Genomic DNA, 13,098 nt, shown 5'->3' on the forward strand with positions numbered 1-13,098 from the left:
TATTTTTATGTGATAACCTGCAAAAAGAAGGAAATGATGAAAATTCTGATAGACTTACGTGTGATCTTGATGGAGTAGTAGAGTATTTGTTGGGGAGCGCCGTGCTTAAGGGGGAATACACTGTGTTTGAGGGGTCATCGTGCTTGAGGGATTCGTCATGCTAGGGGATACTGTACTTGGGGAGGTGTACAATTGAATATTCTTGCGGCTAGAAATCGCGAATCCGGAAATTTGGAAATCAGAGTTCCGGTACTCGGAAATCGCCTTTTAGTGCTTGATTATGTATCCATTTCTATGGGAATATTCGTCAAGGCCTTGCCGCATCTGCGGTGCGTAGCAGCCTTTACCAATATTCTCGTAGAAATTATGATCCGATATGTACAAAAGTGAATATAAAAAGTGATTTCCATATCACCGGACAGCTGATGGAATCTCACCCGGAATATTCATACAATGCGTTCCAATCTTTTTTTGGCGGAAAGCGGAACTTAGTTCCGCTTTTGTTGAGTTCCCTGTTTTTAATCTTTTATCAAGGGCGATAAAATAAGTCCCTAATCAAGAAACGCCAGTTCCGGCAATGCCGGTTCTGGCGTTTCTTCGTATATCATATCAAATATTTCGATAAATGAGGATGGTTTCACTAAAAATATGCACTTACATTGCCTTTAAGCTACTAACTGAACACGCTGTCTCTTATTATGATATTTATACTGATCATGAGAATTCTTTTTGCCTTTTCCGTAAAACCTTTCCAAAAAAGATCAAAAACAGCCGCATTGCCACCGGCAGAAAACCGGGGTACAGTCTGGATACATTGGTCATAAGAGGATTTATATGGAAGCTACGTGTCCTGTCATTACATTGTCCCAAGATTTTTCTATCTTCAATAATCTTCATTATTATCCGACCCGGTTAGTTTCTTACCAAAACAGTTCTCTGCTGCTGCAGAAAAAGACATAAAACACAGCTACTCTATGCTTTTTCTTGTTCTTTCCATGCACACCGATTTCATATCTGGTGTGTCTACGGTAAATGTGTTCGGACTCCGAAAATTCAACAATAATTGAAATAGGCAGGCATTTTTAGATGTAACCACAGTATCGAAGTTCTGTGTAATTGCTTAAGTATCATTGAAACCAGACGACAACAGGGCTTGGAGATTGTTAATTTTTCTGGTGGACATTAGGACTGAACAGTAATTGTGCTGCCAAGTAAAATAGTAAAAAAGCGGAACTTAGTTCCGCTTTTTTTGATCTTACACTCCATTATCTGAAAATAATTGTTTTTTTAAAAAACCGACTTGAAAAGAAAAAATCTACCATATTCTTTTTGACCAAAAAAGAAAGGGGGATTAAAAAGTGAAAGGTAATGTCGAAGATGCAGAATTGATACGCAGAGCAAAGGACTTTGTTGAAATGTGTAAAAAAAGGGCATACAACCAGTCTGCTTGGAGTCGGAATATCGAGAAAAAACTTATATGGAACAACGGCATCTATTTGTGAATCTGCTTACATATGATTCTCCAGGATGGTACAATTTCCCCAGGAAAAAGAAATGGAAAGATTCGAAAGATGCTGTATATGTTGATAATAAAACAGGTAGAGAGAAAAAAAGAATCCATGGAACAATGCGGTGTGGTTCCAGCTTTCGGGAAATAATGCAAATTGGGAGTCTGGAGAGCATCAGCTCAATCAAATGATCTGGGGCGATACGAATGATAGCTACATTACTGCTAATGCAATGGATGGCGAAAAAAACGACAAAGGATATCGGGTAAGGAGTAACCGCAATTGTATTGCAATCAATGGGATACATTTTGATATTGATATCCTACATAATCGTGCAGTATATAACGCTAAATTAAGGATATTGAATTGAAGAACAGAAAAAAGCGGAATTAAGTTCCGCTTTTTAGAAATAAAACCAAAAATAAAAAATCCTTTATATTATGCAAGGACGCAGTCGATATGAAATTTTTGTTTTAGTGCGGTGAAATGCAAGTAAATTCTAGATTTTGGTAATCAAGGCAAAATTGCTATTTAGCACAGAGTGTTATATTACCATAGAACTGTATATTTATTTGTGATAATATACAGCTCTGTGTTTTGTTTCTAACTTCGTCAACAACAAAAAGCGGAACTAAGTTCCGCTTTTTTGATTTTATGCTTTAACAATTGAAAGAGAGAAAAAAGTCATTATCTGATGTCGACCTGCCAGAATGAATCAATGAGAGACTAAATCTGGCTAAGCCTTAATATATGGAAGGGAAGAAAAGCGGAACTTAGTTCCGCTTTTTCAAATCATTTATAGTAAAGTAGCGGAACTCCGATTTCTCAGTTTCTGGATTCGCCATATGTATTTAGGATAGTTGCCTTCGCGGTTTCTGCAATGGTGTAACTGATTGCGGATGTATAGGTATCGTTAAACTTAGTGATTTTTAATAGTTTCGTTTCTTCTTATTTACAATAAACAGCTTTCGCTGAAAAGAAAATTTCATATTGTTTATGACTTTAAATGTAAATAAGAAAGGAGCAAAAAAGATATGAATAAAGAGTTATTTTTGGAGTCAATTAATAGGAATATGAAATATGATGAGGAAATTATTAAAAAGGTGTATGGGTTTGAATTGTCATTCCCTGGTTTCGCGGAAGTGGCACTTGGAAAATTGGAAGCGGTAGGATTTGCTAATGCACGTGCAGATTATTTAGAATTAAAAAATAAATACGAAAAACAAGAGAGCAAGAGAAATGATGGATTTGTGCTAAACAATAACAAAATTAAAGATAATATCTGCATCCTTGACGATGGAATTAGAGTGCTAAAAGATATGCAAGAGAAGGAAATGGACTGGCTTATATCGGACATGATCCCAAGAGGGCAAATTACGATATTAGTGGGAGATGGTGGCTGTGGAAAAACAAGTATTTGGTGTGCCCTTGCTGCGGCAATAAGTAGTGGTCAGCAACCTTTTGTTTTGGACGGTGTTATGCATAAAGGGTGTGAAGGAGTTGAACCAGAAAAAGTCTTGTTTTTTTCTGCAGAAGACTCCATCGAACATGTGCTTATTAAGCGCTTAAAATGTAATGGTGCGAATCTGGAAAACATAATTTCTATGGATATTGCAAATCCTCAGTTTTCCAAAGTAAAATTTGGATCTCCTTATTTGGGAAAATTAATTGAAAAATATCGCCCATCTTTATGCATATTTGATCCAATACAAGCCTTTTTACAGCCTAATATTCGCATGGCCGAGAGGAATGCCATGCGGGAAAGTCTAAAAGTGTTACTCAAATATGGGGAAAAATATGGTACAACATTTATTATTGTTGTACATAGCAATAAACAGTCTGGGGTATCAGGGCGCAAAAGAATGGCTGATAGTGCAGATATATGGGACATAAGTAGATCTGTATTCATGGTTGGCAAGACAGCAGAGGATGGAATAAATTATATCTCTCATGAAAAATCTAACTATGGGAAGCTGGCAAAGACTGTTTTATTTAAAATTTTGGATGGCAAAGTTGTATTTGAGGGTTATAGCCTAAAAAAAGACTGTGATTTTGTTGTGGAAGCAAATGCCATAATCAGACAGAGCCCGCAAAGGAAAAAAGCGAAAGAATTTATTTTAACTTTCCTCCAAGATGGAACTAAGGAAAGCTCTGAACTGGAAAATAGAGCAAAAGAAGAGGGAATCTCTGCTAATTCTCTTAGATTTGCCAAATCAGATCTTAAAAAAGAAGGGATGATTAATATATCTGCTGTTGGATTTAGGGAGAAAAAATACTATCTTACTCTTACAGAAAAAGCGAAATCCAACAATCATGACAAGTAATTGTAGGGGGGACATATACCCAAAGCATAAACCAACAAGTACGATAAAAAGCCAGTGTTTACAAGGGTAATACGTGCTTGGGGCTCCCCTCAAACACGGAGGAAAAGTACGTGCTTGAGGGGAGAGATACTCTTTTTGAATACTATAATAAGATATACAGAAATACCTGTATTTTACGACGCTCAGCGACCACGATTCCGTTTCTGAACGGCCGTTTTCTGGAGCATATCAGCTACCACGTAAACCAATTATTTCACGGTGTTTTTGACATAAGCCTCCTTCGCACATGATGACCTGGCAAAGCGGCAAACGGCGCTGAAAACGATTTGCCAGAGGCAGAAGCCTATCATGTGCTACTCATGTTAAGAGCCTTTCGCGGTATAAGTGGTTTGCTGATTGTTGTCGACCGTTAGAAAATGGAATTTGGCAGTTTGATCGCCTAAAACCGGCCGTTTGAGGTCGTAATATGCAATACCTAAAAAATGACAGTTAGTAGTTGTTTGGCAGGATAATTATTAATGTTTTTATGTGATAACCTGCAAAAAGAAGGAAATGATGAAAATTCTGATAGACTTACGCGTAATCTTGATGGAGTAGTATAGTATTTGTTGGGGAGTGCCGTGCTTGAGGGGTTCACCGTGTTTGAGGGGGATACACCGTGTTTGAGGGGTTCATCGTGCTTGCGGGATTCGTCATGCTAGGGGATGCTGTACTTGGGGAGGTGTACAATGCGTTCCAATCTTTTTTTGGCGGAAAGCGGAACTTAGTTCCGCTTTTTTAATAATGAAATTCCTTTGGATAATTTGTGTTGGTTTTGTTTTCAACACTTTTTATTTGTTGAGGGAATATATACCTAATAAACCAGGATTGGGGAGAGGGTTCATTTGAGTTTAACGAGGCTGTTAAGAGGGAAATTGACACGGACGCAGAAATTATTGCAGAAATCGGTGGAGATTTCGATGAAAGTGGAGAAGCTCAAAGTGATTCGATTTGTATCGAAAAAGTGAAAATGCTAGAAAAAGATTCGAAATTGTAGAGCGAATAGACAGCAATACAATTGGAAGGTCAGGAAAACGGAACTTAGTTCCGCTTTTTTGTTCTGCGAGATGCTTAGTATTTTGAAATATGAAAAACTCCTGTGCAAAAAAATGAGAAATTTCAAAATGTTGTATAGTGGGACGTGAAAGGAGGAAGCAGGGATCAAAAAGAAAATTAATCCTCCCTGCGAATGATAATCATGGTAACTCTTAAGAAATGTAACATTTGTGGAGCAACTGAATTTATTTTAGAAGTGAATGATGTTTGTTTATGCATGGACTGCATACTCAGGCTAAATCGACAGCTGGAAGAAGATTCTTCCTGGAGGAATGGAGTTAAAGAAAAACTGGATGGATTCTATGCCATGTATCCGCGTACATATGAGCCGCCAAAGCCTGTGCCGGAACGCTTCCATGTTTATAAACCGGCGGAGATCAAGTCCTACCTGGACCGGTATATCATCGGGCAGGAAGAAGCAAAGAAGACATTGGCTGTCGCTGTGTACAACCATTATAAGCGTATGGATCATAAGGGGATTGAGAAAAGTAATATCCTGATCAGCGGACCTACAGGATCCGGAAAAACACTTTTGGTGAAAACACTGGCAAATATGATCAACGTGCCTCTGGTCATTGTTGATGCAACCACATTCTCCAAAACAGGATATGTGGGAGCGGATGTTGACAGTATCCTTACGCTTCTGTACCAGAAAGCAGGTAATAAGGTTTCTTCTGCCGAGAGAGGCATCGTATATATCGACGAAATCGATAAGCTTGCTACCGGAGAAATGATGGGAGAAGGCGTGCAGCAGTCCCTCCTGAAACTGATCGAGGGATCTGTTGTGAATGTGCCAACATCCCTTTCCAAAAATCCACAGAACCAGCGCACGGTTCAGATGGATACCAAAAACATCTTATTCATCTGCAGTGGTTCATTTGAAGCATTCAAAGAAAAGATGGTCGGATTTGGAAGTACAGGAACGGCATATACAAACGAAGTAAAAGGCATCATTCCGGAGCTTTTGGGAAGGCTGCCAATTCGTATTACTCTGAATGCTCTGACAAAGAAGGATATGATCGAAATCATGTGCAATCCTGAAGACGCAATCATCAAGCAGTATGAAAGACTGATAGCGGTCGATGGCGTAGAGCTGGAATTTTCCAAAGAAGTAATCGTTGCAATTGCTGAAAAAGTAATGAACGACGGAACTGGTGCCAGGGGTATCAGGACTGTAATTGAAGGATTGATGAGAGACATTATGTTTGATGTTCCTTCACATCCGGAATACAAAAAAGTCGTAATTACTACCAAAACGATGATATATGGCAACCCGTTTATTTTCAAAAAGGTAAACGGAAAAACAGTTTGTATAGACGAAAAGCAAAATGTCTTTACCGGGAAGTGATTTTCGAAATCAATTAAATTTGTACTTAATAAATTATGAATTAAAAAATGATTTGAGGAGGAATTTATCATGAAAAAGAAGTATAAGTACATTCAGTTGCCCCCACTGCCAGAAGATCTGGAGGCTTATGCTGTGGAGTTGATCTGGCAATTTGCCAGGTTACACGATGCAGAACAAAATGCTGTTTTGCTGCAATTAGTGGCCATGTTAGAGGGGACGGATGATAAGGAAAACAGTGATAACATAATACGGGAAATTCTGGAAGAATGTAATGGTGAAAGAGAAAGTCCTGTCATGTTACAGTATGTTAACACTTTGAGAAAATTGGTGGGTAATATTGTTGCCGAAGCCTGTAAAATGGCAGCACTTATCTATCAAAAGTATTACGTGGAAAAGATTAATGTTGAAGATATATTGCATATTGATGGAGTGACAGAAGATGTTTTGAATTTATTTTTGGAATATTTTATTGCTGAAAATAATAAAGAATAATTAATGAAGTTTGCAAAACGGATATGCTTCTATTAGAATTACAACTAGTTTTTATGGATTCTGTATATAGGTTCCCCTAGAATTTATAATAAAGTCGAATAAAGTCGAAAATAGGCTAAATAAGTTGAATAATTATTAATCATGGACGAGAATAATAGATACCATCTTTGGGATAGAAGGGAGAACTTTATGGACTTTAGATCAGTAGGGAGCAGAATAAAAAAAGCAAGAGAAAAAATGAATCTGACACAGGAAGAATTGGCTGCACTATTAGATTTAAGTACTACACATATCAGCGTCATTGAACGAGGTGTGAAACCACCAAAGTTGGAGACTTTTATCCGGATAGCCAATGCTTTGAATGTATCAGCGGACTATCTCCTAATAGATGTAGTAAACAATTCGTCAGAAGGTGTGGCAAATGAGCTGGCTAAAGCCATAGAAGCACTGCCTACAAAAGAAAGAGAGAAAGTATTTGCTGTGATTCGGCTAATGACGGAGCAGTAAATAAGTACTTATGTAAGAAGGGAATCAACTATAGTTGGTTCTCTTTTTTAGGTTAAATATAATTAGTACGGAAAACATATAGACAGATTCACCAGAATTGTGCTATAGTAATTCTATTAGAACTATGCATAATTCTAATATAATTATGAAACTGTTGATTAATATGGATATTTGAAAGGGAGGAAACAGGGGAAAGACCTGGTGAAGTGTTATGAGAAGAGAAGCTATAGTTGCTTTGGCTGCAATTACAGGTGCTACATCCGTAGCAGGACCGGTTATAACCGTATGTGCAGCAGAAACATCAGATATTGAAGGTGTAAAGCAGGAGCTTGATAAGGAGAAAGCTGCCCTGGAGCAGGCTAAGGCAGAAAAAGAGCAGGCACAGGCTGTTTTTGATCAGGCAAAGAAAGAATTGGAAGATGCGCAGGCTGCTTTGGAGAAAGCAACCAAAGATGCAGAGGACGCTTTTGATAAGGTGCATACAGATGCATTGAAAGCGAAAGAAGATGCCCAGGCAAATGTTCAGGCAAAGAAAACTGCATATGAAGAAGCACAGAAAGCGCTGGAGGATGCTCAGAAAGCAGTAACTGATGCAGAAGCAAAGGTTGCTGAAAAAGAAGAAGCTTTGAAGAAACTGGAAGCCCAGGGCGAGGGTGTAACCAGTGAAGAAGTTGAAAAAGCAAAAACTGCATATGAAAATGCACAGGCTGCAGAAGCGCAGGCTCAGAAAGATGTCGAGAGCAAAAAGAAAGCCCTGGAAGATGCACAGGCTGCAGAAGCAGAGGCAAAATCTGTATATAATGAAGCAATCAGTGCAAAAGAACAGGCAGATCAGGCGGTTTCTTTGGCAAAAGCAGAACTGGATTCCGCAGAATCAGCTTTGGAACAGGCAAAGAAAGATGCAGACTCTCCGGAATTTGCCGCTGCTGAACAGGCAGTAAAAGATGCGGAAAGTGCCCTGGAAAATGCAGAAAAAGAAGCAGAGAGCGCAAGACAGGCAGTTGCTGATGCGAAAACTGCATTAGCCCAGAAGAAAGCAGACAAGGAAACAGCAGAGAGTGTTTTACAGGAGAAGCAGACGGCGCTGGCAAATGCAGAGGAAGCACTAAAGAAAGCACAGGAGTCTCAGGGAAGCACAGTGACCAAGGAAGAAGTAGACCAGGCACAGAAAGACGTTGATGATGCAACCGCAGTAGTGGAATCTGCACAGGCAAAGAAAGACCAGGCGGCTCAGGCTGTTGTAGATGCAGAAAACGCTAAAAAAGCTGCTGACCAGAAAGTGGCAGACGCAAAAGCAGACATGGATGCTGAAAAGGAAGCACTGGATGTGAAAAAAGCGCAGGCTGAAAAAGGTTCATTGGGATTTTTCGAGGAGCAGAATAACAAGGGCGCGATCAAGATTCTGACAGAAGACTCCCTTGCAAAAGAATATACGCACATTGGACAGGAAGGCGATGCAACTGATCTGGAGCAGATGAAGCGTACCATGGATTACATGGATGAATGTAACCGTATCCGCGCAGAGGAAGGGTTGGAACCGTTCGTGGTATCTCACGAAATGATGGCTGCTGCACAGGCACAGGCAAATTACGCTTCCGTAAAAAATGCACACTCCAAATATTATCTTATTGGAGAAAACTTGGCTTCTGGAGATTTCATGAATCCGGCACAGGGCATTCATGCACCGTTTGTTGGATGGTATGACGAAGAAAAAGAAATGTATGACGAAGGAGAAAGAAATGAACGCAAAGTTGGACATTATTTAAACATCATCGGTCAGTACAAAATTACCGGATATGCCATCAGCTATATGCTGAATCCACCTTCATGGGCGGAAGGAATTGATATGGAAGTGCATAGTCAGGTGTTTAATGGGGATATCCCTACCGGAGATGAAATGGCTGTCAATAGTGAAAAAACCTACAGTGTGGACGAATACAGAAAACTGTTTAATGAGTATTACAATTCTGTAACCAATTTCTCAGAAGATGACTACAATAAAGCTGTAGAAGCATACAGCGCAGCTGTTGCAGAACAGAAAAAAGCAGAAACTGCACTTGCGGATGCAAATGAGTCTTTGGAAAATGCAAAAAAAGAACTGAATCAGGCTATGGCAGATCTGGATGCGAAAAAAGTTATCCTTGAAGAGAAAAAGGAAGCGTTTGAAAGTACTGGAACAGAAGAGGAAGTAGAGAAAGCAGAAAAAGCAGTAGAAGAAGCAAAAGCAGCAGTGGCACAGGCACAGGCAGATGTGGATAACTGTACCGCCGAAGTTGCAAACGCAGAGGCTGCTCTGGAAAATGCTGAATCTGCACTGGAGGAGAAAAATAATGCTGTAGAAGCTGCAAAACAGGTTGTGTCAGAGAAACAGGCACTCCGTGATGAATTTTCTCAGGCGGTAAAGGAAGCACAGGATAACTACGACGCGAAAAAGAAAGTCTTCGATGAAAAGACCCTTGTGCAGGAAGATGCTGCTCAGAAAGCTACGGAAGCAGAAAATGCTGTTTCTGATAAAGCAGAAGCAGTTCAGAGAGCATCTGCTGCCTATGAGGAAGCACAGGCGGATTATGCAGAGAAAGCCGAAGCTGTGGAAGCTGCAAAACAGGCTTATGAGGACATCTTGAAACAGCAGGAAGAGAGCAAAGAACAGTCGGAAGCTCTTGAGAAAGCAAAGAAAGAACTGGAAGCTGCCAAAGCGGATCTTTCTGAAAAACAGGAGATTTTAAGAAAAGCAACACAGGCAGAAGCAGAAGCACTTGCAGAACTCGATAAAGCAAAAGCAGACCTTGAAATCGCAAAGGATAAGCAGGTACGTGCGGAATCCATCACTTTTGAGGATGCGAAGGAGGAAGCAATCGTTGATGAAGAATTTGCTTATCTGAATGAATTCATTCAGGCAATCCGTGATGCGGAAACCGCAAAAGCACAGGCTGATGAAGCATATGCAGTTGCGGAAGCAGACCTTGCAGAAAAGTCTGAGACTTTCAAAAATGTCAATGCAAGATATCTTGCATTGAAAGCTCAGTATGATAAATTACTTGCTGAGAAAGAAGCAGAAGAGGCAATAAAAGATACTCAAAATCAGGGAACGCAGAAACCGGCTGAACAGGGAACTACAAATCAGAAGCCTGCCCAGACTTCAGAGCAGAAAAAAGTGGCTTCTGGAAAAGTTCGGACGGGTGATCCGGCTCCGTTGGCATCACTGATGGTAACAATGAGTGGCTCTATTGCTGCTATAGGAGCTGCTTTAAAACGTAGAAAGAAATAATTGATAATAGGGTAGTAGAGATTTAGGTAGTAGAAAAGCGGAACTAGGTTCCGCTTTTCGTACTATAGTATAGCACTTCAGGGACAACCGTTGAAGGGTTAGGATCTGATGGAAACGTCCACAACTGGCACAGAATGACAACTGCTGCTGGTCTTGCTGGTTGGGTCAGAGCGGATTATGTTACATCCGATATCGGATCCATACAGATGTCTGATTATTCCTTGCATTACTACAGAAAAGGGGTGGATGGTACATTAAATATACGAAGTCAGCCTCAACATGATAGTGAATTAGTAGGCACCGTATCCACTCAAGATGAACCGCTTGCCTTTTATGGGGAGATAGGCACCGGTTATGGTTCTGACGGAATTATCCATGAATGGTATAAAATCACGACTAATGATGGTATAACAGGTTGGGTACGAAGTGACTTGATTTGGCGCGAACAAGGGTAGGGAAAGTCTTGCAGTCTAACACTGGCAAATCTGGTGTGGGATGGGATAGAACAATAGTAAATGCACAATATATATGGGATAGCATAGCATGTGAAAAAGCGGAACTAGGTTCCGCTTTTCTATAGTATAGAAAAAAATTTGGGAAAAGATTTATGGACAAAAAAGAGACTAATATTACACTGGAACGAAAAACGGCTGCCAATATTTATGCAGAATTAGCAGAGTCAAGATCTTGCTACGAACGAGGTGAGTATGAGGATTTCGATGATGCATTAGATGAAATAAGTGAAAAATATGACTTATAGAGTTATAATATCTAGAAGATGGAGCTATTGAGATTAAATTGAAAAGCGGAACTAAGTTCCGCTTTTTGATTTATGAACAATCAGTCAATGTTGGTACAATGTTTAATCTCCTTATTTCGAGAAGTAATATAGAATCTGTCGATTGTACAGGGATTTGGAATATAAGCAATCAAGCATATGATGAAAAACAGATGTAATGACATTGTGTTTACATGAAGTGGGCGTTGTGATATGATTAAGAAAAAGGAGGTATGTCTGATGGCTACAAAGTTAAATGTTGCAACAGCGCCAAAGGATTCAACTTTCCAGGTGAGAATCAATTCAGAAATCAAGAAAACCGTTGAAGATATTTATGCAAAAACCGGAATGACGTTGACAGATGCATTTAATACATTTATTCAGCAGTCACTTAATGTTGAAGGGTTACCTTTCATAGTAACGAAAAACAGTAAAGAAGCACTAAAAGAACAGTCAATTGCAATGCTTATGCTTGATTTAAAACGAGCAGAAGAAAGAGCAGAGATTGAAGGCTGGATAGATGCAGATGATTTGGAAAAAGAATTGGGGATACTTGATTGAAAAAGATAAAATATACTCCTGATGCAGCAGACAAGCTGCGAGAGCTTAAAAAGGTAATTACACAGCGATATGGTACAAATAGAGCAAAAGAAATAATCAAAATAATAACAGATGCTATAAGAGGTCTCTGTGAGAATGAAAAGAAAGGACCGGAAGTATCACAGATGTTTGATGTTGTTACTGATTATAGATACTTATTTGTGTCTAAGAATTATGTGTTTTATCGTATCGAAGATGAATATATTCGAATAATCAATATTTATCATGAAAGAGAGGAGTTTATGTGGCATCTATTCGGTATTGATACCACTCCACAAGAAACGATTGATTATTGGGATTAGTATATGAAAAAAGCGGAACTTAGTTCCGCTTTTTTTGAGTAGATTTATTATGACACAAAGAGTATCAGATTAATTTGGAATTTAATGGAAAACCTCCATTTCTAGGCATTTTTGAGTGTATAGACAGGGTTCGAGCTCCTAATCGCGCATTAGGAATCACTGTTTTGACGTTGTCTAACGTTGGGGCGATGATTTTTTTGTGTAAAAACCGGAATGATGTTGATAGATGCATTTAATATATTTGTTAAACAATCATTTAATGTTGAGTGTCTACCTCTTATTACAAAAAATAGTAAAGAAGCATTGAAAAATAGTCACTCAGAACTTGTAACTTTCTGTGAGAAAATCTGAATATAAAAAGGAAAGTGTATATTTATATGTAGACGAACAGTTTGAAAGAAATTGAGTATTATAAAAAAATAATAAAAAGGCGTCTATTGTAGAAAAAATCTTTCATATTACATGTAAATAAATCTTTCGGTTTGTGAATAAAGCGGAATTGTTTTAATACACTTAAACATACTAGGCTGACTTTAAGCAGAGAATTGATATCAAGGAGGTGGAAGCTCCGCTATGCAGAAAAGAAAACTAAATTATAGATTTCATAATCCGAACTCAATGGCAGCAACCGCCGATTACATACTAAAAATTCTAATAGATGCCAATTCAGACAAGGTCGAAAGAGCGATTCAGGCTGCGGCGGATCAAGTTGCTCTGGAAACGGAATGTGAGGAGGGGGGTTCTTCGTAAAGGTTCTTCGTAAATGGTGCGTGGAATTCCCTTTTTGGAAATTATAAACAAAAATATGAGATATTATCGAGAATATTGTTTGCAAAAAGCGTAAATGGAATATAATAGATAGTGAAAGTAATGTGG

Annotated in this window: 10 protein-coding genes; all 10 read left to right on the forward strand. The window is 39.0% G+C overall.

Annotation, left to right across the window (positions count from 1 at the left end; all coding sequences use genetic code 11):
• Positions 1–2,542 precede the first annotated feature (2,542 nt).
• The 10 genes from ACQRCC_RS15135 (at position 2,543) to ACQRCC_RS15180 (ending at position 12,972) form a co-directional block, all read left to right on the forward strand.
• Positions 2,543–3,832 carry an AAA family ATPase gene (locus ACQRCC_RS15135; RefSeq protein ID WP_427851576.1) on the forward strand — a complete coding sequence of 430 codons (1,290 nt, stop codon included), beginning with the start codon at positions 2,543–2,545 and terminating at the stop codon, positions 3,830–3,832.
• A gap of 1,237 nt (positions 3,833–5,069) precedes the next feature.
• Positions 5,070–6,275 (forward strand): ATP-dependent Clp protease ATP-binding subunit ClpX, encoded by a 1,206-nt coding sequence (gene clpX, locus ACQRCC_RS15140; protein WP_427851577.1) that lies wholly within the window; start codon positions 5,070–5,072, stop codon positions 6,273–6,275.
• Between the two features lie 69 nt (positions 6,276–6,344).
• Positions 6,345–6,767, forward strand: coding sequence for a hypothetical protein (locus ACQRCC_RS15145; protein ID WP_427851578.1), 423 nt, complete (start codon positions 6,345–6,347; stop codon positions 6,765–6,767).
• A gap of 189 nt (positions 6,768–6,956) precedes the next feature.
• Positions 6,957–7,274: a helix-turn-helix domain-containing protein gene (locus ACQRCC_RS15150; protein WP_427851579.1), complete on the forward strand. Its 318-nt coding sequence runs from the start codon at positions 6,957–6,959 to the stop codon at positions 7,272–7,274.
• A gap of 211 nt (positions 7,275–7,485) precedes the next feature.
• Positions 7,486–10,542, forward strand: a complete 3,057-nt coding sequence (locus ACQRCC_RS15155) for a CAP domain-containing protein (RefSeq protein WP_427851580.1) — start codon at positions 7,486–7,488, stop codon at positions 10,540–10,542.
• Between the two features lie 206 nt (positions 10,543–10,748).
• A complete protein-coding gene (locus tag ACQRCC_RS15160; RefSeq protein ID WP_427851581.1) occupies positions 10,749–10,997 on the forward strand; it encodes an SH3 domain-containing protein in 249 nt (82 codons plus the stop codon).
• 152 nt (positions 10,998–11,149) lie between these two features.
• Positions 11,150–11,302, forward strand: a complete 153-nt coding sequence (locus tag ACQRCC_RS15165; RefSeq protein WP_427851582.1) for a hypothetical protein — start codon at positions 11,150–11,152, stop codon at positions 11,300–11,302.
• 258 nt (positions 11,303–11,560) lie between these two features.
• On the forward strand, positions 11,561–11,881 hold the full coding sequence (locus ACQRCC_RS15170; protein WP_427851583.1) for a type II toxin-antitoxin system RelB/DinJ family antitoxin: 321 nt from the start codon (positions 11,561–11,563) through the stop codon (positions 11,879–11,881).
• On the forward strand, positions 11,878–12,222 hold the full coding sequence (locus ACQRCC_RS15175; protein ID WP_427851584.1) for a type II toxin-antitoxin system RelE/ParE family toxin: 345 nt from the start codon (positions 11,878–11,880) through the stop codon (positions 12,220–12,222). The genes ACQRCC_RS15170 and ACQRCC_RS15175 overlap by 4 nt, the downstream gene beginning before the upstream one ends.
• Before the next feature lie 573 nt (positions 12,223–12,795).
• On the forward strand, positions 12,796–12,972 hold the full coding sequence (locus ACQRCC_RS15180) for a hypothetical protein (protein ID WP_427851585.1): 177 nt from the start codon (positions 12,796–12,798) through the stop codon (positions 12,970–12,972).
• Positions 12,973–13,098 lie beyond the last annotated feature (126 nt).

This window comes from Sporofaciens sp. SGI.106 (assembly GCF_050314255.1).
Lineage (GTDB): Bacteria > Bacillota > Clostridia > Lachnospirales > Lachnospiraceae > Claveliimonas.

Bases quoted from the DNA above. Each gene is read 5' to 3' on its own strand.
- ACQRCC_RS15135 (WP_427851576.1), top strand. From the start codon at position 2,543: ATGAATAAAGAGTTATTTTTGGAGTCAATTAATAGGAATATGAAATAT.
- clpX (WP_427851577.1), top strand. From the start codon at position 5,070: ATGGTAACTCTTAAGAAATGTAACATTTGTGGAGCAACTGAATTTATT.
- ACQRCC_RS15145 (WP_427851578.1), top strand. From the start codon at position 6,345: ATGAAAAAGAAGTATAAGTACATTCAGTTGCCCCCACTGCCAGAAGAT.
- ACQRCC_RS15150 (WP_427851579.1), top strand. From the start codon at position 6,957: ATGGACTTTAGATCAGTAGGGAGCAGAATAAAAAAAGCAAGAGAAAAA.
- ACQRCC_RS15155 (WP_427851580.1), top strand. From the start codon at position 7,486: ATGAGAAGAGAAGCTATAGTTGCTTTGGCTGCAATTACAGGTGCTACA.
- ACQRCC_RS15160 (WP_427851581.1), top strand. From the start codon at position 10,749: ATGTCTGATTATTCCTTGCATTACTACAGAAAAGGGGTGGATGGTACA.
- ACQRCC_RS15165 (WP_427851582.1), top strand. From the start codon at position 11,150: ATGGACAAAAAAGAGACTAATATTACACTGGAACGAAAAACGGCTGCC.
- ACQRCC_RS15170 (WP_427851583.1), top strand. From the start codon at position 11,561: ATGGCTACAAAGTTAAATGTTGCAACAGCGCCAAAGGATTCAACTTTC.
- ACQRCC_RS15180 (WP_427851585.1), top strand. From the start codon at position 12,796: ATGCAGAAAAGAAAACTAAATTATAGATTTCATAATCCGAACTCAATG.